Source organism: Cellulomonas chitinilytica (assembly GCF_016862675.1).
Lineage (GTDB): Bacteria > Actinomycetota > Actinomycetes > Actinomycetales > Cellulomonadaceae > Cellulomonas > Cellulomonas chitinilytica.
On the sequence record NZ_BONK01000014.1, the window covers coordinates 32651 to 53388 of the forward strand.

The 20738-nt window shown below is 73.2% G+C and carries 17 protein-coding genes; 6 read left to right on the forward strand and 11 right to left on the reverse strand.

Annotation, left to right across the window (positions count from 1 at the left end; all coding sequences use genetic code 11):
• Positions 1-6 precede the first annotated feature (6 nt).
• Entirely contained in the window at positions 7-1050 is a 1044-nt protein-coding gene (locus tag Cch01nite_RS18205; RefSeq protein WP_203757912.1) for a LacI family DNA-binding transcriptional regulator, read from the forward strand.
• 152 nt (positions 1051-1202) lie between these two features.
• On the opposite strand, the gene Cch01nite_RS18210 is transcribed toward Cch01nite_RS18205, so the two are convergent.
• Positions 1203-4526: a bifunctional proline dehydrogenase/L-glutamate gamma-semialdehyde dehydrogenase gene (locus tag Cch01nite_RS18210; protein WP_203757913.1), complete on the reverse strand. Its 3324-nt coding sequence runs from the start codon at positions 4524-4526 to the stop codon at positions 1203-1205.
• A 190-nt stretch (positions 4527-4716) separates the two neighbouring features.
• Between Cch01nite_RS18210 and Cch01nite_RS18215 the strand changes: the two genes are divergently transcribed.
• From Cch01nite_RS18215 to Cch01nite_RS18225, 3 genes are all read left to right on the forward strand, one after another.
• A complete protein-coding gene (locus Cch01nite_RS18215) occupies positions 4717-5151 on the forward strand; it encodes a hypothetical protein (protein WP_203757914.1) in 435 nt (144 codons plus the stop codon).
• 92 nt (positions 5152-5243) lie between these two features.
• Positions 5244-6518, forward strand: a complete 1275-nt coding sequence (locus tag Cch01nite_RS18220) for a Glu/Leu/Phe/Val family dehydrogenase (protein WP_203757915.1) — start codon at positions 5244-5246, stop codon at positions 6516-6518.
• Between the two features lie 34 nt (positions 6519-6552).
• The gene (locus Cch01nite_RS18225) at positions 6553-7599 is read left to right on the forward strand and encodes an LLM class flavin-dependent oxidoreductase (protein WP_239070991.1); all 1047 of its coding nucleotides are present in this window, start codon (positions 6553-6555) and stop codon (positions 7597-7599) included.
• Positions 7600-7622: 23 nt separating this feature from the next.
• Here Cch01nite_RS18225 and Cch01nite_RS18230 read toward each other — a convergent pair whose 3' ends face one another.
• The 8 genes from Cch01nite_RS18230 to Cch01nite_RS18265 all read right to left on the reverse strand — a co-directional run bounded on the left by Cch01nite_RS18230 (position 7623) and on the right by Cch01nite_RS18265 (position 16702).
• Positions 7623-7979 carry an META domain-containing protein gene (locus Cch01nite_RS18230; protein WP_203757916.1) on the reverse strand — a complete coding sequence of 119 codons (357 nt, stop codon included), beginning with the start codon at positions 7977-7979 and terminating at the stop codon, positions 7623-7625.
• A 79-nt stretch (positions 7980-8058) separates the two neighbouring features.
• A complete protein-coding gene (gene hemQ / locus Cch01nite_RS18235; protein WP_239070993.1) occupies positions 8059-8760 on the reverse strand; it encodes a hydrogen peroxide-dependent heme synthase in 702 nt (233 codons plus the stop codon).
• A gap of 26 nt (positions 8761-8786) precedes the next feature.
• Positions 8787-9962, reverse strand: a complete 1176-nt coding sequence (locus tag Cch01nite_RS18240) for a ferrochelatase (protein WP_239070997.1) — start codon at positions 9960-9962, stop codon at positions 8787-8789.
• Between the two features lie 153 nt (positions 9963-10115).
• On the reverse strand, positions 10116-11090 hold the full coding sequence (locus Cch01nite_RS18245; RefSeq protein WP_373309961.1) for a carbohydrate ABC transporter permease: 975 nt from the start codon (positions 11088-11090) through the stop codon (positions 10116-10118).
• Positions 11084-12052, reverse strand: a complete 969-nt coding sequence (locus Cch01nite_RS18250; RefSeq protein ID WP_203757917.1) for a carbohydrate ABC transporter permease — start codon at positions 12050-12052, stop codon at positions 11084-11086. The genes Cch01nite_RS18245 and Cch01nite_RS18250 overlap by 7 nt, the downstream gene beginning before the upstream one ends.
• Positions 12053-12161: 109 nt before the next feature.
• Positions 12162-13553: an ABC transporter substrate-binding protein gene (locus Cch01nite_RS18255; protein WP_203757918.1), complete on the reverse strand. Its 1392-nt coding sequence runs from the start codon at positions 13551-13553 to the stop codon at positions 12162-12164.
• Positions 13554-13624: 71 nt separating this feature from the next.
• Complete coding sequence (locus Cch01nite_RS18260) at positions 13625-15280, reverse strand: glycoside hydrolase family 13 protein (RefSeq protein WP_203757919.1); 1656 nt, start codon at positions 15278-15280, stop codon at positions 13625-13627.
• 411 nt (positions 15281-15691) lie between these two features.
• The gene (locus Cch01nite_RS18265) at positions 15692-16702 is read right to left on the reverse strand and encodes a LacI family DNA-binding transcriptional regulator (protein WP_203757920.1); all 1011 of its coding nucleotides are present in this window, start codon (positions 16700-16702) and stop codon (positions 15692-15694) included.
• A gap of 202 nt (positions 16703-16904) precedes the next feature.
• On the opposite strand from Cch01nite_RS18265, the gene Cch01nite_RS18270 reads away from it, so the two are divergent.
• Positions 16905-17843: a serine/threonine-protein kinase gene (locus tag Cch01nite_RS18270; protein ID WP_239071005.1), complete on the forward strand. Its 939-nt coding sequence runs from the start codon at positions 16905-16907 to the stop codon at positions 17841-17843.
• Between the two features lie 88 nt (positions 17844-17931).
• On the opposite strand, the gene Cch01nite_RS18275 is transcribed toward Cch01nite_RS18270, so the two are convergent.
• On the reverse strand, positions 17932-18429 hold the full coding sequence (locus tag Cch01nite_RS18275) for a flavodoxin domain-containing protein (protein WP_203757922.1): 498 nt from the start codon (positions 18427-18429) through the stop codon (positions 17932-17934).
• A 107-nt stretch (positions 18430-18536) separates the two neighbouring features.
• Complete coding sequence (locus Cch01nite_RS18280; protein WP_239071008.1) at positions 18537-19034, reverse strand: MarR family winged helix-turn-helix transcriptional regulator; 498 nt, start codon at positions 19032-19034, stop codon at positions 18537-18539.
• Positions 19035-19189: 155 nt separating this feature from the next.
• Between Cch01nite_RS18280 and Cch01nite_RS18285 the strand changes: the two genes are divergently transcribed.
• A complete protein-coding gene (locus Cch01nite_RS18285; protein ID WP_203757923.1) occupies positions 19190-20677 on the forward strand; it encodes a glycoside hydrolase family 10 protein in 1488 nt (495 codons plus the stop codon).
• Positions 20678-20738 lie beyond the last annotated feature (61 nt).

A 20738-nucleotide genomic window follows, 5' to 3' on the forward strand; every position in this document is an offset into this window, starting at 1 on the left:
CCAACGGTGGTCGACAACATCCCGACCCGTACCGAGCCGGCCCGGCCCCCCGCGCCGACGCTCGAGGAGGTCGCCGAGCGCGCGGGTGTCTCCCGCTCGACGGCCTCGCGCGCGATCAACGGTGGCCTGCGCGTCTCGCCGGAGGCCCTCGCCTCCGTCGAGGCAGCCGTGGCAGACCTGGGCTACACGCCGAACCGCGCCGCACGCTCCCTGGTCACGAAGCGGACCGACTCGATCGCGCTCGTGGTCCCGGAACCCGACGAGCGCGTGCTGTCGGACCCGTTCTTCGCGGGCACGCTGAACGGCCTGAGCACCTCGCTCGCCGACTCGGACATCCAGGTGGTCCTCGTGATCGCCCGTCCTGGTGAGAGCGAGCGGACCATCCGCTACCTGCGCAACGGTCACGTCGACGGCGCGATCGTGGTCTCGCACCACCGCGACGACGAGCTGGACCGGGCGCTGCTCGCGTCCCGGGTGCCGAACGTCTTCGTGGGGCGGCCGTTGTCCGCCGACGAGCGCGACGTCCAGTACGTCGACACGGACAACCACGAGGGCGGTCGCATGGCGACGCAGCACCTCATCGACCAGGGCCGGCGCCGCATCGGCACGATCGCCGGGCCACAGGACATGTCCGCCGGCATCGACCGGCTCCTCGGCTGGCGTGACGCCATGGAGGCCGCCGACCTGCCGCAGGACGCGGTCGTGCACGGCGACTTCACGATCGCGTCGGGTGCGCGTGCGGCGCGTGAGCTGCTCGAGCGGTTCCCGGACCTCGACGCCATCTTCATCGCGTCCGACCTGATGGCCGCGGGTGCGCTGGGGGTCCTCGCCGAGCACGGCAGGGACGTCCCGGGCGACATCGCGGTCGTCGGGTACGACAACCTCGGCGTGGCGGCGTCGACGACGCCGCCGCTGACGAGCGTCATCCAGCCGGTCGTCGCGATGGCCCGTGCGGCCGGCGCGCGGCTCCTGGACCAGCTGCAGGGGGCGACGCCGCCGAGCGAGCCGCTGATCTTCGCGCCGGAGCTGGTGATCCGCGCGTCCGCCTGACGCTCCCCCCGGGTGCGTCGCCGCCCCGATTCCTGTGCCTGCCCGGTGCACGTCTGCCCGACGCGCACCGGGCAGTCGCATGTGCAGCGCCGGCGGGCATCGGCGCCGACGTGCGAGCAGCGCACGACGTTCGAGCAGTGCACGGCTGTCGGTCACGCCTCGGGCGGGCGGGCCCCCGTCGCGCCGGTCTCGGGCATCCGGTCGACGTGCCCGAACCGGTGCCGGGTCCGGCTGACGGCCTGCTCCCGCAGCACCGTGAGCAGCTCGCGTTCGGCGCTCGCCAGCACCGGCCCGTCGAGCACGGTGACCTCCCCCGCGTGGTGGGCGGCGGCGGCCCGCAGGCCGGGTGCGGCGCCGACGACGCGGACCCTCCCCTGGACGGCACCGTTGCGCACGCGCTTGGCGAACCTCTCGTGCGACTCGTCGTCGACGTGGCTCTCGACGACGGGCACGCCGGCGGTCCGCGCCGCGTGGAGCACGCGCGCGACGTCGCGGGACCGTGCACCGTCGCCGACGCGCACGGTCAGCACCGGCACGGGGCGGTAGCGCAGCAGGTTCTCCTCGACCCGCAGCCCTGTCGCGTCGTGCTCGCGGGAGAACAGGTCCCGCCAGGCACGCCGGTCGTCCTGGGACGCCCACGCGAGCCAGCCGTCGTCGTCCTGCGGGACGTCGGGCGCGTCGGACCAGGAGCCGATCTGGGCGACGTAGTGCGGGCCGCCCGCCTTCGCACCGGGTCCGACGACGGACGCCTTCCACCCGCCGAACGGCTGCCGCTGCACGATCGCGCCGGTGATGTGCCGGTTCACGTACGCGTTGCCGACGTGGACCTCGTCGAGCCAGTGGTCGATCTCGTCGTCGTCGAGGCTGTGCAGGCCGCCGGTGAGCCCGAACGGCACGCCGTTCTGCAGCTCGAGGGCGTCGTCGAGCGTGTCGGCCCGCATCACGCCGAGCACGGGCCCGAAGCACTCGGTGACGTGGAACCACGACCCGGGTGCGACGCCGTGCTTGACGCCGGGCGACCAGACGCGGCCCTCGTCGTCGAGCCTGCGCGGCGCCACGAGCCACGCCTCGCCCGGTTCGAGCGTCGTCAGCGCGCGCAGCAGCTTGCCGGACGCGGGTTCGACGAGCGGGCCGACGGCGGTCGACAGGTCGTCGGCAGGCCCGACGTGCAGCGACGCGACGGCGTCCGCGAGCTGGCGGCGCAGGCGGTCGTCCCGGCCCGCGGAGCCGACGAGGATGAGCAGCGACGCGGCGGAGCACTTCTGGCCGCCGTGACCGAACGCGGACCGCACGACGTCGGCGACGGCGAGGTCGACGTCCGCGGAGGGGGTGACGACGAGGGCGTTCTTGCCGGAGGTCTCGGCGAGCACGTCGAGGTCGGGTCGCCAGCGCGCGAAGAGCCGGGCGGTCTCGATCGACCCGGTGAGCAGCACGCGGGCGACGTCCGGGTGCGTCACGAGCCGTCGGCCGACGTCCCCCTCGGGGCTGAGCACGACGGTGAGCACGCCGGCGGGGGCGTCGGCGGCGGCGAGGCCCCGGGCGATCGCGGCCATCGCGACCTGCGCGCACCGCGGCGTCTGGGGGGCGGGCTTGACGAGCACCGGCGACCCGGCGGCGATCGAGGCGAGCACGGAGCCGACGGGGATGGCGACGGGGAAGTTCCAGGGCGGTGTCACGACCGTGACACCGGAGGGTCGGTGCACCGCGCCGGGCACGGTGCCGTCCGCGAGGTCGTCGGCCCGGTCGGCGTAGTAGCGCGCGAAGTCGACGGCCTCGCTCACCTCCGGGTCGGCCTCGGCGACGGTCTTGCCGGCCTCGTGGACCATCGTGGACACGAGGTCGGCGCGGGCGTCCTCCAGCGCGTCGGCGACCCGGCGCAGCGCCTCCGCCCGGGCCGCGGGAGCCGTCGAGCCCCACCCGGGCGCGGCGGCGACGGCACGGGCGACCACGGCGTCGACGTCGGCGACGGTCGCGACCGTGACGGCACCGGCCGGGACAGGGACGTCACGACCGGCCACCTCACGCGCCCACGCGCGCGCGACCGCCACGGCGGGGTCGGTGTCCGGGGTGTTGACGAACCGGTCGACCGGTGCGTCGGCGGACGGCCGGGCGACCCGGCGCGGCGCGGTCGACGGCTCGTCGCGGTCCCGCCACGCGACGCGGAACGCCCGCTCCTGGTCGGGCATCGCGCGGTCGTCGTCCGGCGCGAACAGCGCGTGCAGGAAGTTCTCCCCCGCCGCGTTCTCCTCGAGCCGCCGCACGAGGTACGCGACCGCGACGTCGAGGTCGTCGCGCGCGACGACCGGCGTGTAGAGCAGCACGCTCCCGACGTCGTCGCGCACGGCGCGCGCCTGGGCGGGCGCCATGCCCTGGAGCATCTCGACGTCCAGCGCGTCCTGCACGCCGCGCGACCAGGCGAGCAGGTGGGCCGCGGCGACGTGGTACAGGTTGTGGCTCGCGACGCCGACGCGCAGCACGTCGGCCCGGCCGGGGGTCAGCGCGCGGTCGACGAGGCGCAGGTAGGCGGCGTCGACGTCGGCCTTCGTCGGGTAGGGCGCCTGCGGCCAGCCGTGCAGCTCCGCCTCGACCCGTTCCATCGCGAGGTTGGCACCCTTGACGAGCCGCACCTTGAGCGGTGTCCCTCCGGCGTCGCGCCGCCGACGGGCGAGGTCGGTGAGCTCGTCGAGGGCGTCGGCCGCGTCGGGCAGGTACGCCTGCAGGACGATCCCGGCGGACGCGTCGAGCAGCTCGGGGTCGGACACGAGCCGTTCGAAGACCCGCACGGTCAGCGTGAGGTCGCGGTACTCCTCCATGTCGAGGTTGAGGAACGTGCCGTGCCGTGCCGCCGTGAGGTACAGGGGTCGGAGCCGGTCGACGACGCGCCGGACGCTGCCTTCGGTGTCCCACGTGGACAGCTGGCTCGCGACGGCGGAGACCTTGACGGACACGTAGTCGACGTCCGGCCGTTCGACGAGCGCGCGGACCCGGGCGAGCCGGGCGGTGGCCTCGTGCTCGCCGAGCACGGCCTCGCCGAGCAGGTTGAGGTTGAGCCGGTAGCCGGCGGCCCGCATCGTCGCGAGGTGGCGGCGCAGGGCCGGACCGTCGTCGACCACGAGGTGCCCGACGAGCTGCCGGAGCCGGTACCGGGCCGCGGGCACCACGACGTCCGGGAGCACCGGGGCGACCCGCGTGCCGATGCCGAGCAGCGCGCGGTCGAGCGGCCCGAGGAACCCCGCGGCGGCGTCGGCGGTCCCGGCGAGCGCCGTGAGCTCGCGGGCGGCGACACGCACGTCCCGGGGCCGGGCGACCCGGTCGACGAACCGCACCGCGAGCTCGAGGCCCGCGGGGTCCGCGACGAGCGCCGCCAGCCGCCCGGTCGTGCGACGCTCGGCCGCGGTCTGACCGCTGGACGTGGCGGCGAGCCACTCCCCGGCGAGCCGGACGGCCTCCTCGACCACCTGCGCGTCGTCCGTCATGTGCCGCCCGCACCTGCCTTCGTCGTCCTGCCGCCGTCGGTGCTCACAGTGTGTGCCACGGCGCCGACCGACGCTGCCGGACCCGGCGGCGGCGCCCGGACCACCCGGTTTGCACCGCGGGGAACCACCCGGACATCCTGGGCGCCCGGCCGAGTGCCGTCGACATCGTCGTCGAACGAGAGGACCACCCGTGACCCTGCGTGCATCGACCCGCCCCGTCCCTGTCGCCGCCGTGAGCGTCCTCCTGGGTGCCGCGCTGTGCCTCGGTGCGACACCCGCCCACGCGTCCGACGCGGGCCCGGCAGCCGGCCCCGCAGCCGGCCCCGTCGCCGGCCCGGACCTTCCCGTCGAGACGCTGCCGGGCCTCCCCCAGCCGCACTCGGGCGTCAGCGTCGCGGCGACGATCGAGGACGAGGAGGCGTGGTGCGGCTACCTGACCGGCGTGTACGTGTACAAGCCCGCGTACTACTCGGTGCGGACCATCAACTGCCGCGACACCGACGTCTTCGTCAAGCCGGTGTACCTCAACGGGACGTTCGGCACGTGCGTCCTGGTCCCCGCGCGGCACTCGCGTCACCTGGGTGGCTCAGTGATCAAGCCCATGGAGGAGTCGCAGATCTGCTGAGGCCGACGCCTCACCCGACCGAGGCCTGGACGAGTTCCGCTCGCCCGCTGGGACCGGTGGCGGGAACCTGCGCCGATGACCAAGGTGGGGGCGTGACCGACCAGGCAACGGAGCCCCGTCCCCCGCACACGACCCCGCTCGAGACCGCGCGCGCGCAGCTCGCCTCGGCGATCGAGATCCTCGGCTACGGCGAGGGTCTGCACCAGATGCTCGCGACGCCGCGGCGCGAGATGAACGTCGCGATCCCGCTGCGCCGGGACGACGGCGAGGTCGTGCTGTTCACCGGGTACCGGGTGCAGCACAACATCTCGCGCGGCCCCGGCAAGGGCGGCCTGCGGTACTCGTCGTCGGTCGACGTCGACGAGGTCCGGGCCCTGGCGATGTGGATGACGTGGAAGTGCGCCGTCGTCGACGTGCCGTACGGGGGCGCCAAGGGTGGCGTCACCATCGACCCGCGGCTGCACTCCCAGGCCGAGCTGGAGCGGGTCACCCGGCGGTACACGAGCGAGATCATGCCGATCATCGGGCCCGAGCGGGACATCATGGCGCCCGACATCGGCACCGACGAGCAGACCATGGCGTGGGTCATGGACACGTACTCGGTGAACCTCGGGTACACGATCCCGGCGGTCACGACGGGCAAGCCCCTCGCGGTCGGCGGCTCCCTCGGGCGGCCCACCGCGACGTCCCGCGGGGTGGTGCACGCGGCGACCGCGGCCCTCGCCGACGCCGGCGTGCGGCTCGACGAGGTTTCGGCGGCCGTGCAGGGGTTCGGCAAGGTCGGCTCGCACGCGTGCCGGTTCCTGCACGAGGCGGGCGCACGGGTCGTCGCGGTGAGCGACGAGCACGGCGGTGTGCGGGCGGCGGACGGGCTGGACGTGCCGGCGCTGCTGCGACACGTCCAGGAGGCGGGCACCGTGACGGGTTTCGCGGGCGGCGAGCCCATCAGCAACGCCGAGCTCCTGGCCCTCGACGTCGACCTGCTCATCCCCGCCGCGGTCGAGGGCGTGCTCGACGAGGAGTCGGCCGCCCGGGTCAAGGCCCGGTGGGTCGTCGAGGCCGCCAACGGACCCACCACGACGGAGGGCGACCGGGTCCTCGCCGACCGCGGGGTCCAGGTGGTGCCGGACATCCTCGCGAACGCGGGCGGCGTCATCGTGTCGTACTTCGAGTGGGTCCAGGCGAACCAGGCGTACTGGTGGACGGAGCACGAGATCGCGGAGCGGCTCGAGCAGCGGATGCTCGCGTCGTACCGGTCGGTCGCGTCGCTCGCGCACGCCGAGGGCCTGTCGTTGCGGGACGCGGCCCTCGCGATCGGTGTCCGGCGGGTCGCGGAGGCCCACCAGATCCGCGGCCTGTACCCGTGACGTCGGGAGTAGCGGGACGCGTCCACGTGTTGCGGTGTCCGTGACCTCCGCGACCGGCCCCGTGCCCCTGTCCGTGCTCGACACCGCGCCCGTGAGCGCGGGGGCGACGAGCGGCGACGCCCTCGCCGCGACGACACGGCTGGCGGTGGTCGCCGACACGCTGGGGTTCCACCGGTTCTGGGTCGCGGAGCACCACGCGATGCCCGCCGTGGCGTCGACGTCGCCGGGCGTCCTCATCGCCCACCTCGCGTCCGCGACCGGACGCATCCGGGTCGGGTCGGGCGGTGTCATGCTGCCCAACCACCCCTCGCTCGTGGTCGCCGAGCAGTTCGCGATGCTCGAGGCCCTGCACCCCGGACGGATCGACCTCGGCATCGGGCGCGCGCCCGGCGCGGACCCGGAGACGGCGGCGGCGCTGCGGCGAACCGTCGAGGGGCTCGGGCACGAGGACTTCCCCGCCGAGGTGATCGACGTGCTCGCGATGCTCGGGGTCCGGCTCGACGGTCTGGCGCCGTCGGCGCGCGCCCAGCGGCTCACGGCGACGCCGGCCCCGACGTCCAGCCCCGAGGTGTGGCTGCTCGGGTCCAGCCTGTTCAGCGCCGAGCTCGCGGGGACCCTGGGCCTGCCGTTCAGCTACGCCCACCACTTCAACACCGGGCACACCCTGCAGGCCGGTCTGACGTACCGTCGCGCCTTCCGGCCGTCCGCGGTGCTCGACTCGCCGCGGCTCATGGTGTCGGCGTCGGTGCTGATCGCGGAGTCGGACGAGGAGGCGCACCACCTCGCCGGCCCCAGCCGGGTCATGGCGCTGAGCCTGCGCACGGGCCGGCCGCTCGCGCCGATCCTCTCCCCCGACGACGCCGCCGCCGCGCTGGCCGACCTCGACCCGGCGGCCGCCGCGGACTTCTTCGCGAAGGTGCCCGGGACGCAGATCGCCACGACCGCCGACCGGGCCGTCGCGGAGCTCACCGAGCTGGTGAACCGGACGGGCGCGACCGAGCTCATGGTCACGGGCACCGCGTTCGACGTCGAGACGCGGATCAGCACGCTGGGGGCGCTCGCGACCGGCTGGCACCTCTGACGCGTCGCGGACGGGCCGCAGCGTCAGGCCTGGCCGGCGACGTCGTCGCGGACGAGCTCGGCGGTGCCGCCGTCCGGGGACGTGACGCGCCGCCGGTCGCTCTCGGGGGCCGTCACGGTGAGCGTGGACCCGAGCAGCGCGAGGACCGCGCGCTCGGCGGCGGTCGCCTCCGGCGGCCCGGCCATCAGCGTCGAGACGACGGGACCGAAGGTGATCGTGTCGTCCTGCGCCGTCCAGGTCCCCCGCACCCGGTTCACGCCGGCCAGGCCGTAGACCTGCCCGTCACCGTCGAACGTCAGCCAGGGCGTGTGCTGCCCCAGCCCCGCGACGTCCGCCCCCGTGAGCGCGGTGAACCGCCATGTCCCGTCCACGTCGACCATGAGCCGATGATCGCACCACCCGGGCCGTCGCGGACCGGCCGGGCCGTCGCGGATCGGCGCTGGTCCCCGTCCGGCGCCGTCAGCCGCGCGGCTGGCGGTCCGCCCAGGCCTCGAGCGTCGTGCGCGGGCCCGTGTAGAACGGGACCTCCTCGCGCACGTGCAGGCGTGCCTCGGTGTTCCGCAGCTCGCGCATGAGGTCGACGATCCGGTGCAGCTCGGGGGCCTCGAAGGCGAGGATCCACTCGTAGTCGCCGAGCGCGAACGCGGACACCGTGTTGGCGCGCACGTCCTTGTAGTCCCGGGCGGCCTCGCCGTGCTCGACGAGCATCCGGCGGCGGTCGTCGCCGTCGAGCACGTACCAGTCGTACGACCGGACGAACGGGTACACGCACAGGTAGTCGCCGGCGGGCTCGCCCGCGAGGAACGCGGGGACGTGCGCGCGGTTGAACTCCGCGGCACGGTGCAGCCCGACGACGGACCACACGGGCAGCAGGTGCCGGCCGAGGTCGCTCGCCCGCAGCCGCTGGTAGGCGCCCTGCACCTCCTCGACGGTCTCGGCGTGCCACCAGACCATGAGGTCGGCGTCGGCACGCAGCCCGGCCACGTCGTACCAGCCGCGGACCACGAGGCCGTCCGCGCCGACCGCCTGCTGCGCGGCCGCGATGAGGGCGGCGCGCTCGTCGTCGTCCTCCGGGAGCACCTCCTCCAGGGCGAACACGGACCACATGGTGTAGCGGATCGTGCTGTTCAGGGCCTCGGCGTCGGCGGCGGGGTGGCTCACGGGTCGTCCTCTCGGGAAGGTGCGGGTCAGGACCGGGGGTCGGCGGAGCAGGCCGCCGGGAGGCCGGAGTCGACGCCGTCGCGCTGACGGCAGCAGCCGGGCGCGCACACGTCGGCGCGGGCGGGCAGGCCGCCGACGACGGCGGGCGTCGGTGCGGGCTCGCCGGAACCGGCGGCGCGGGCGTGCGCGGCGCGCTCCAGCACCAGGTCGACGAGGCCGCGCACGAACGGCTCTCGCGTGCCGACGGTGTCCGCGCGGAACGCGGCGAGGCCCAGCTCGGCGGCGGTCGCGAGCGCCTCGGTGTCGAGGTCGAACGCGACCTCCATGTGGTCGGAGATGAAGCCGATGGGCGCGATCACCACGGCCGTCGTGCCCTGCGCCGCCAGCGTGCGCAGGTGGTCGTTGACGTCCGGCTCGAGCCACGGCTGGCTGGGCGGGCCGGAGCGCGAGCAGTACGCGAGGTCCCACTCGACCGTGCGGCCGAGCCGCTCGCCCACGGCGGCCGCGACGGTCGCGGCCACGTCGAGGTGCTGCTCGCTGTACGTCGCCCCGCCGACGGCGGACGCGGCCTCCATGGTGTCCGGGATGGAGTGCGTGACGAAGACGAGGCGGCCGTCGGCGCCGAGCTTCTCGTAGGCCTCCGTGACGGCGTCGACGTTCGCCTCGACGAACCCCGGGTGGTTGAAGTAGGTGCGGACCTTGTCGACGGCCAGAGGCTGCTCGCCGTCGGGCAGGCCGAGCTCGGCACCGAGGTCCTCGAGGGCCGTCCAGAGGTTCTCGCGGTACTGCCGGCAGCCCGAGTAGGACGCGTACGCGCTGGTCACGAGCGCGACGACCCGCCGGGCGCCGTCGGCGTGGGCGGCCGCGAGCGCGTCGCGGGTGTACGGCTCCCAGTTGCGGTTGCCCCAGACGACCGGCAGGTCGAGGCCACGGCGCTCGAGCTCGGCGGTCAGGGCGCGCTGCAGGGCGAGGTTCTGGGCGTTGATCGGGCTGGCGCCGCCGAAGTGGTGGTAGTGCTCGGCGACCTCGGCGAGCCGCTCGTCGGGGATCCCCTTGCCGGCCGTGACGTTGCGCAGGAACGGCAGCACGTCCTCGGGGCCGTTCGGCCCGCCGAACGAGAAGAGCAGCAGCGCGTCGTACGGGGCGACGTCGGCGGTCGGGGCTGCGGGCGTGCGGGGGCTCAGCGACGTGTTAGGGGCCACCGCTCGATCATCGCACCGCGCCGCGGGACGCCCCCGCCCGCAGGGCGTCGGAGGAACGTGATCTTGATAGGACAACGCGTCAGGAAACCGTCCGCCGGCGACGACGGCGCGGACCCGCCCGCGAGGGGCAGGTCCGCGCCGCGTGCGGTGGGCTCAGCCCTTGACGGCACCCCCGAGGCCCGCGCCGCTGAGGAACATGCGCTGGAAGACGAGGAACATCACGATCGGGATGAGCGTCGAGATCGCGAGCGCCGCCATGAGCGTGCCCTTGTCGACGTTCGCCATCGACTGCAGGTAGACGGACAGGGGCATGACCGACTGGTCCTTCAGCACCAGGAACGGCCAGAGGAAGTCCTTCCACGACGCGATGACCGCGAACACCGACACGACGCCGATGATCGGCTTGCTCATCGGCAGCACGATGTTCCAGAACAGCCGGAACGGGCCGGCGCCGTCCATCCGCGCCGCCTCGAAGATCTCCCGCGGCAGCCCCGCGAAGAACCGGGCGACGAGCACGACGTTGAACGCGCTCGCCCCGGCCGGCAGCCAGACGGCGAGGAAGTTGTTCACCAGGCTCTCGCCGACGGGCGGGTCGACGACGATCTTGTACAGCGGCACGAGCAGCACGACCGCCGGCACGAACAGCGTGGTGAGCACCGCCCAGTTGAGCACCTTCGCCCAGCGCGGCCGCAGCACCGACAGCACGAACCCGCCTGTCGTCGCGACGAGGATCTGCACGAACCACGAGCCCAGCGCGACCCACACGGTGTTCATGAAGAAATGACCGATGTGGTACCTGTTCCACGCCATGTCGATGTTCTTCGTCGTGGCGCCGTGCGGGAAGAACGCGAGCGGCGAGCTCTGGATGTCCTGCGTCGGCGTGAACGCGAACTTGCCGAGCAGCAGCAGCGGTCCGAGGCACCACACCACGAGGAGCACGAGCAGCAGGAGGTGCATCGAGCGCCACGTGTGCTTCACGGTCGAGCGGTGCCAGTCGGCGGTGGACAGGGCGCCGCGGTCGACGGGCTCGTTGCCCCGCCGGCGCGGTGGCTTCGGGGCGGGCACGGGGTCGAGGACGGCGGTCTTCGTCCGCTGCATCTTCGTGCCGGTGTCGATGGTGGTCACGATTCGCTCCAGCTCCGGGTCAGGTGGAAGTACGCGAGCGACAGGACCGCGAGGAAAAGCGCTAGCAGCAGGCTCAGGGCCGTGGCCTCGCCGAAGTGGTTGCCGATCGACGTGAACGCGAGCTGGTACACCCAGAGCATCACGGTCAGGGTCGCGTGGTTCGGGCCGCCGTTCGTGAACAGGAACGGTTCGAGGAACACCTGGGCCGTGCCGATGACCTGCAGGATCAACGTGATGAGCAGGACGCCGCGCAGGTGCGGCATCGTCACGTGCCACACCTTGCGCCAGACGGAGGCGCCGTCGACCTCGGCGGCGTCGTACAGCTCCGGCGGCACCGTGATCAGGGCGGCGAGGTAGATGATGACCGTGCCGCCCGCGGCGGCCCACGTGGCCTCCAGCACGAGCGACGGCATGGCCATGGCCTGGTCGTTGAGCCAGCTGTAGGGCCCGAGACCGACCCAGCCGAGGATCGTGTTGAACACGCCCTGCGGCCGCGGGTCGTAGAAGAACTTCCACAGCAGCACCGCGACGACCGGCGGCACGACCACCGGCAGGTACGCGAGCACGGAGTACAGGCCCTTGCGGCGGCGCAGCTCGCTCATGAGCACCGCGCCGACGAGCGGGACCGGGTAGCCGAACACCAGCGCGAGCAGGGCGAACCAGGCGGTGTTCCGGATGACCTTCGGGAGCAGCGGGTCCGTGAAGATCGCCGCGAAGTTGTCCCAGCCGACCCAGACGGCGGCGTCGGTCATGTTGGTCTTCTGGAAGCTCATGACGACCGCCGACACGATCGGCCACCACGAGAAGATGCCGAAGACCAGCAGGATCGGCAGGCCGAAGACGAGGGCGGTCAGGCCGCCCCGCCGGGCCCAGGTGGCGGGTGTCCCGCGAGGTGTCCCCCGGGTGGGGCTCGCCGTGGCGTCCCCGCGGGGCCGGTCGGCGAGGACGACGTCGTCCGTGGTCATGGCGCGCTTTCTGTCGGTCGGGAGGTACGGCGGCGGTGGCGCCGGACGGGTGGGTACCCGTCCGGCGCCACTGCGTGGTGTCACCGGGGCTGCGGACCCCGGGACCGGCTCACTTGGCGCTGTCGATGGCCGACTGGCCGGCCGCGTTCGCGTCCTCGAGCAGCTGGTCGATGTCCGCGCCCTCGTCGGAGATGACGGCCTGGACCACCGGGAAGAGCTGCGCGTACAGGTCCTGGACCGACGCCGAGGCCTCGGGCACCAGGTTCTGCGTGAACATCACGTCCGTGTAGCCCTTCATGTCCGCGAGCGGCACGTTGATGTACTGCGTGATCCACTCCTGGCTCTGCTCGTAGTTGGCCTGCGAGAAGATCGGCAGCACCGGGGTGCCCACCGCCTGCGGCGGGTTCGCGGCGACCCGGGACTGGGCGTCGGCGACGGCCTGGTCCTTGTCCTGCAGCTTGCTCAGGTACCACCAGTCGATCCACTTGACCGCGGCGTCCTTCTGCGCGTCCGTGGAGTCCTTCGTGACGGCCGCCATCGTGCCGCCCGTGAGGGCGCCGCCCTCGCCCGACGTCGGGATCGCGGTGAGGCCGTAGCCCCAGTCGCTGTTCACGCCGTTCGACTCGACGAGCGAGTTGTAGACGTCGGAGCCCGACGTGTACATCGCGAGGTTGCCCGCCGCGAACTCGGTGTTGATGTCGCCCCAGCCGAGGTCGGTCCGGTCGAGGAGCGAGCCGTCCTCCCACTTGAGGTCGTGGAGCCACTGCAGGTGCTCCTTGACAGCCTTGTCGTCGAGCGTCGCGGTGTAGTTCTCGCCGTCGAACGTCTCGATGACGCCACCGCGCGAGTTCGCGCCCGCGGCGAGCTGCCAGCCGCCCGCGTTGTCGAGCGCCATCATCGCGTAGCCCGCGACGCCGGTGGCATCGTGGATCTTCTTCGCGTCCTCGCGGACCTGGTCCCACGTCGTCGGCGGCTTGTCGGGGTCGAGGCCGGCCTGCGTGAACAGGTTCCGGTTGTAGTGCAGCGCCACCGCGTAGATGGACTTGGCCGGGACGGCGTAGATCTTGCCGTCCTCGCCGGTGCCGTTCGCGATGAGCTTCTCGTTGAACTGGTCGCCGTACGGCAGCGCCTTGACGTACGAGTCGATGTCCGCGAGCTGGCTGTTCTCGATGAGCGTCTTGCCGTCGGTCAGCGGGATCTCGAAGACGTTCGGCAGCGTGCCACCGGCGAGCTGCGCGGTGAACGTCGACGCCTTCCAGTCGTAGTCCTCGGTCTCGATCGTGATGTCCGGGTACTTCTCCTCGAACGACGCGACGCGGTCCGCGAGCTGCTGCTTCGCGGCGTCGTCGGCCGTCGGGAGCAGGCCCGCGACCTTGATGGTGACCTTGCCGGACGCGCCGCTGGGCGAGTCGCTCGAGTCGTCGTTGCTGCTGCACGCGGCCAGGAGGCCGAGCGACAGCACGCCGGCCATGGCCAGCGCGGTGGTGCGTGAGGACCTCATCGTCACTCCTTCGTGAGTTGCGGCCGGACGGGGGGTCAGGCCGCTTGTTGCGGGCGGATCGGGTCGGTGGGTCAGGGGGCGAGCGGTCGTTCGGTGCGCAGCCACGCGGTGGTGTCGCGGGGCAGCAGGCCTGCCTCGAGCGGGTCGCTCGTGAGCAGGACGTCGAGGTGGGCTGGTAGTTCGACGGCAGACGTGCCCAGGTTGACGACGCAGACGACGTCGCCACGGGCGAACGCCAGCACGCCGTCGGGGGCGTCGACCCAGGTCAGCGACCCGTCACCGAGCGACGGCTCGGCCCGGCGGGCCGCGAGGGCGGCACGGTAGAGGTGCAGCATCGAGTGCGGGTCCGCCTCCTGGGCCTCGACCGTGAAGCCGGCCCACGCGGCGGGCTGCGGGAGCCACGGCTCCCCCGTCGCCCCGTCCGGGCTGAACCCGTACGGCGCGGCGGTCCCGGACCAGGGCAGCGGGACCCGGCAGCCGTCGCGGCCGGGGTCCACCCCCTGGCTCCGGAAGTGCATGGGGTCCTGCAGGAGCTCGACCGGCAGGTCCTCGACCTCGGGCAGGCCGAGCTCGTCGCCCTGGTACACGTACAGCGAGCCGGGAAGCGCGGCCGTGAGCAGCGCGGCAGCACGCGCCCGACGGGCCCCGACGGCCAGGTCGGTGGGCGTGCCGAAGCGCTTGGCCGTGAACGCGAACGACGAGTCCTCGCGGCCGTACCGGGTGACCGGGCGCGTGACGTCGTGGTTGGACAGGACCCACGTGGCCGGCGCTCCGACCGGGCCGTGCGCGGCGAGGGTCATGTCGATCGACTCGCGCAGCTGCTTGGCGTCCCACGGCCGGGCCATGAAGTCGAAGTTGAAGGCCGTGTGCATCTCGTCGGGACGCAGGTACTGCGCGAACCGCGCCTTGTCCTGCAGCCACACCTCGCCGACGAGCACCCGGGTGCCGGCGTACGAGTCGGCCACCTTGCGCCACGCGCGGTAGACGTCGTGGATCTCGTCGCGGTCGACGTGCGGGTGGTCGCCCGGGCCGGGGTTCTCCGTGTACTCGGGGAGGTCGCCGTCCTTGATGAGCAGCGCGGCCGAGTCGATGCGGATGCCGGCGACGCCCCGGTCGAACCAGAACCGCAGCACGTCCTCGAACTCGGCGCGGACGTCGGGGTGCGACCAGTTGACGTCCGGCTGCTGCGGCGCGAACAGGTGCAGGTACCACTCGCCGGGGGTGCCGTCGGGGTTCGTCGTCCGCGTCCACGTGCTGCCCTGGAAGTCCGACACCCACTGCGTCGGCATCAGCTCGCCGTGCTCCCCCTTGCCCGGGTGGAACCAGAACCGCTCCCGCTCGGGGCTGCCCGGACCGGCAGCCAGCGCCGCCCGGAACCAGGCGTGCTGGTCGGAGACGTGGTTCGGGACGACGTCGATGATCGTGCGGATGCCGAGCGCGAGCGCCTCGGCGATGAGCTCCTCGGCCTCGGCGAGCGTGCCGAACGCCGGGTCGATGGCCCGGTAGTCGGCGACGTCGTACCCGCCGTCGGCGAGCGGCGACACGTACCACGGGGTCACCCAGATCGCGTCGACGCCCAGGTCGCGCAGGTACGGCAGACGGGCGCGGACGCCGGCGATGTCACCGGTGCCGTCGCCGTTCCCGTCGGCGAAGCTGCGCGGGTACACCTGGTAGATCACCGCGCCGCGCCACCACTGGGCGTCGGTCTCGGGCTGGGCCTGGGGCACGCGGTCTCTCGTCTCTCGTGGGCTCCGACGGCGTCGTCGGGGCCGGTGCTCGGCTGCGCGTCCGCTGCCTCGTCCGCGTGCGGCCCGTCGTCGGGCCGTGGGCGTCGCTGCGTCGTCCGCGTGTGGCCGAGACTAAAGGTCTCGACTGAAAGCACGCAAGAACACGACAGGACAGTTATCGAAGCGTGACCTCAGCGCGGTCGAACCAGTGCGCGAGCCGTCGTCCGCTGGCGTGACGGGGGCCACATCGACGCCGGAGCGCGGCCCGTACGGTCGCCAAGGCGTCGCCGGGGTCGGGCGCGCGCGCCGGCCGTGGCGAGAGAGGTGTGCCGTGCGCGTGCCTCGGCCGTGGCGAGCGGCGTCGGCCGGGCGCGGGCCGGCCGCCGCGAGCGGTGGCGGCCGGGTGGGAGGTCAGGCGGTCGGCGCGGGCGCCGTCGAGCCGCGGACCACGAGCTCGGGCTCGAACAGGAGCTCCTCCTGCGGCACCGACCCGCCGTTGATCTGGCTGACCAGGAGGTCGATCGCCGCACGGCCCATGGGCTCGATCGGCTGGCGGACCGTCGTGAGCGGCGGCTCGGTGCAGTTCATGAACGCGGAGTCGTCGTAGCCCACGACGGACACGTCCTCCGGAACCCGCAGCCCGGCCCGCCGCGCAGCGCGGATCGCGCCGAGCGCGAGGGGGTCGCTCGCGCACACGATGCCCGTGACGCCCTCCTTCAGGAGGCGCGTCGCTGCGGCCTGCCCGCTCTCGAGCGAGTAGGCGGAGCGCACGACGTGGTGGCCGCCGAGGTCGATGCCGAGACGCTCCGCGCACGCCTTCGCCGCGACGAGCTTGCGCTCCGACGGCACGTGGTCGACAGGACCGAGCACGATGCCGAGCCGGGTGTGACCGAGCGAGGCGAGGTGGCCGATGGCCTGCTCGATGGCGACCTGGTCGTCGCACGAGACGCGCGGGAACGGCAGCTCCTCGATCGACGCGTTGATGAGGACGACGGGCAGGTTGCGGCCGGTCAGCCGCTCGTAGTGCCCGTGGGTCGCGTCCCGCTGGGCGTAGTGCCCGCCCGCGAACACGATGCCCGACACCTGCTGACCGAGGAGCAGCTCGACGTAGTCGGCCTCGGACACGCCGCCGGCGGTCTGGGTGCACAGCACGGGGGTGAAGCCCTGCTGCGCGAGCGCTCCCCCGACGACCTCGGCGAACGCGGGGAAGATCGGGTTCTGCAGCTCGGGCAGCACCAGTCCGACGAGCCGGGCGCGCTCGCCGCGCAGCTTGGTGGGCCGCTCGTAGCCGAGCACGTCGAGCGCGGTGAGCACGGCCTCGCGGGTCTGCTCGGAGACCCCCGGCTTGCCGTTCAGCACCCGGCTGACGGTCGCCTCCGAGACACCGACCTTGCGCGCTACCTCTGCGAGTCGCCGTGACATGCAGCGAAGTCTACGTCCCCATGTTGCAAGCCGCTTGCATTCCCTTGCAAGCCGCGGACGGCATGTCGAGGCACTCACCTGGACGGGCGACGGCACCCCCCTGGACATGCGGCCAGGACCGCACGCTCCTACCGTCGTCCCAGGCGGACCCCGACCCGCCGTGCCGCCCGCGCCCCCGACGCGCCGACCACCCGAGGACACCGTGCCGCTGACCGACGACCCGGCGCCGGGCGCCGCCGTGCTCGGCCGGCGCTACCGGCTCGGCGGCCCGCTGGGCCGCGGCGGCTCGGGAGACGTGCTCGTCGCGACCGACGGTCGGCTCGACCGCCGCGTCGCCGTGAAGATCTTCACGCTCGCCGCCGCGTCCCCCGACGAGATCCGACGCTACGCGCACGAGGCACGGATCCTGTCCGGGCTCGCCCACCCGAACCTCGTCGCCCTGCTCGACGTCGGAGCCGACGTCCTCGACGGGGTCGGCCCCGTGGCCTTCCTCGTCATGGAGCTCGTGGAGGGACGCACCCTGCGCGACACGATCTCCGACGGGCCGCTGGCACCGGCCCTGACGGCGGACGTCGGCCGGCAGCTCGCGGTGGCGCTCGGCCACGCGCACGCCGCCGGGGTGACCCACCGGGACGTGAAGCCCTCGAACGTGCTGGTGGCGTCCACGGCGGCACCCACCGGTCGCGGCGACGCGCCGTGGCTCCCCGTCGTGCTCGCCGACTTCGGCATCGCGTCCGCCACGACCGCCGCGACGGGCGGCGCGGCGGGCGGCAGGTTAGGCGACGGGGCGAACGGCGCAGTACGCCGTGCGGTCCGCTCGACGGGATCGACCTCCGGGACCGCCGGCTACCAGAGCCCCGAGCAGGCGCTGGGCCGCGAGGCGGGACCGGCGAGCGACGTGTACTCGCTCGGCCTGGTGCTCCTGGAGTGCCTCACGGGCGAGCGCGCGTACCCGGGAGACGCGCTGACGAGCTCGCTGGCCCGGCTGCTCCACCCCGCGACGATCCCGCCCGAGCTCGGCCCGGAGTGGGTCCGGCTGCTCGGCGCGATGACGGAGCAGGACCCGGCCCGCCGGCCCGCGACGGCGGCCGTGGCGGCCGAGCTCCGGGCGCTGCGGCACGTGGCACCGCGCGTCTCCTGAGGGCGCCCGAGGCCTGACGGCCAGGCGTTTACGGCCGCCAGGCGCGCCCTGCCGTCAGGCGCGCCGTGCCGTCAGGCGTGCGGGGCCGTCAGGCGTGCGCGGGGGTCAGCGCGTCCGCGACCTCTTCCGCCCACGCGGCCACGGCCGCCATGTCGCGGTGGTCGCCGTCACGGGCGCGCGCGCCGGCGATGACCGCACGCTCGGTGAACGACAGGACGCTGCGGTCGAGACGCCCACGGAAGCTGCGATGTCCCCGGGCGCCGATCCGCTCGGCGAGGTCGCGCGTCTCGTGCGGCGAGTTCGCCGCGGCGGCCGGCTGGGTCGCGAGGCCGGAGGACAGCAGCCAGACGGGCCGCTCGGCGAGCTCGTCGGCGAGCCGGTCCGCGAGGTCGCGGGCGGCGGGCAGCCAGTGGGCCGTGTAGACCGCGGAGCCCAGCACGACGGCGTCGACGCCGTCGAGCGTCGCGACGTCGTCGGGCTCGCGCATGGTCACCTCGTGACCTCGCTGCCGCAGGACGTCGGAGACGGCCTCGCCGATCCCCCAGGTGCCCCCGTGCCGAGATGCGATCGTGACGAGCACGCGCATGGAACCTCGCTCCCCTCTGTGCTGATGGCCGCCCGACGGGCGAGCGGCGACTCATCCATGGTCCGGGACAGACCGGACGAACGGATGGGCCGGAGGTCCTGACGTGCTCAGGACGGGTCGGGGATGGCGGCCTGAGCGGCGCGCAGCTTGTCCGTGAGGGCCTGCAGGGTCGCGAGCTCGTCGGCGTCGAGCGCCCCGCCGACGAGGCGTCGGATGGAGCGGACGTGCCGCCGGCCGATCTCCCGCTGCATCCGCGCGCCCTCGTCGGTGAGCGTCACCGCGACGCCACGGGCGTCGTCGGGCACCGGTCCCCGGGTGACGAGGCCGTCGGCCTCGAGCCGTTCGACGAGGCGGGACAGGCTGGGCTGCGTCAGGAGCGACCCCTCGCCGAGCTCCTTGAGCCGGGCGGACCGGCCGGGGCAGCGGGACAGGGTGAACAGCACGTCGTACTCGCGGATGGACAGGGGCCCCCAGACGTCGTCGCGCTGGAAGCGCCGCATCAGGGCCACCTGGGCGCGGAACAGCGACTCCCACGCCTCGGCCGCCGCGCGCGTGCCGGCGAGCTCGTGCCCCTGCGTCATCTGCAGCTCCTCCGTCAGGTCCATGCGTTCGCAACAACATCCCGGCCCGGCGCATCCTTCCCGGACCCATAACTATCGAAAGTTCCGAGGGCAATCGCCCGAAATGTTTCAGTACCTCGCGCACCCCCGTCACGGATGACCACTCTTCGTTCGGCACTGGCTCGACGAGGAGGAAAACCATGGCCCCGACACAACCGCACGCCCGGCCCAAGGCCCGGACGCGGACCGCACTGCGCACGACGATCTGCGCCGCCGCCGCGACCCTGGTGGTGGGCGCCGCGCTGGTCGTCACCCCGGCGCAGGCCGCGAGCACCCTGAAGGACTACGGCAACGCCGCCGGCAAGGACATCGGCTTCGCGCTCAGCCCCGACAAGCTCTCGGAGTCCGGCTACAAGTCGATCGCGGACAGCGAGTTCTCGCTGGTCGTGCCCGAGAACGGCATGAAGTGGGACGCCACGGAGTCGTCGCAGAACAACTTCACCTACGGCACCGGCGACCAGGTCGCGAGCTACGCCGCGACGAGCGGCAAGAAGCTGTACGGGCACACCCTGGTGTGGCACTCGCAGCTCCCCGGCTGGGTATCCGGCCTGTCGGCCACCGCCATGGAGGCCGCGATGAAGAACCACATCACCAACGTCGCGACGCACTACGCCGGCAAGGTCTTCGCCTGGGACGTCGTCAACGAGGCCTTCTCCGACAGCGGCACGCGCCGCTCGGAGTCCCCGTTCCAGCAGAAGCTCGGTGACGGCTACATCGAGACCGCGTTCAAGACGGCGAAGGCGGCCGACCCCAACGCGAAGCTCTGCATCAACGACTACAACATCGAGGGCGTCAACGCGAAGAGCACCGCGGTCTACAACCTCGTCAAGGACTTCAAGGCCCGCGGCGTCCCGATCGACTGCGTCGGCTTCCAGTCGCACCTCATCGTCGGCCAGGTCCCCGGCGACTTCCAGACGAACCTGCAGCGGTTCGCCGACCTCGGGGTCGACGTCCGCATCACCGAGCTCGACATCCGCATGCAGACGCCGTCGGACGCGACCAAGCTCGCCAACCAGGCCGCCGACTACAAGAAGGTCTTCCAGGCCTGCAACAACGTCACGCGCTGCAAGGGCGTGACGATCTGGGGCATCACCGACAAGTACTCGTGGGTCCCCGACACGTTCTCCGGCCAGGGTGCGGCGCTCGTGTGGGACAACAACTACGCCAAGAAGCCGGCGTACGACGGCATCGTGTCGGCGTTCAGCGGCGTGACGCCCACGCCGACCCCGACGACGCCGACCCCCACGCCCACCACGCCGACGCCGACCCCCACGACGCCGACCCCGACGCCGACGCCCACCCAGACCCAGGGGCCGGCCGGCTGCCAGGTCACGTACAGCGTCAACCAGTGGAACACCGGCTTCACGGCCAACGTGACGATCAAGAACACCTCGTCCGCGGCGATCAACGGCTGGACGCTGAAGTTCTCGTTCCCGTCCGGGCAGACGATCACGCAGGCGTGGTCGTCCAAGGCGAGCCAGTCCGGCTCCGCCGTGACGATCACCAACGAGTCGTGGAACGGCTCGCTCCCGGCCGGTGGCAGCGCGCAGATCGGCTTCAACGGCTCGCACACGGGCACGAACACGGCTCCGTCGTCGTTCACGCTCAACGGCACCACCTGCTCCTGACGACGGGCGTCCCTGACGGGGCGTGACGTCGACCGGCGGCCCGGTGCCCGCAGGACCTCCT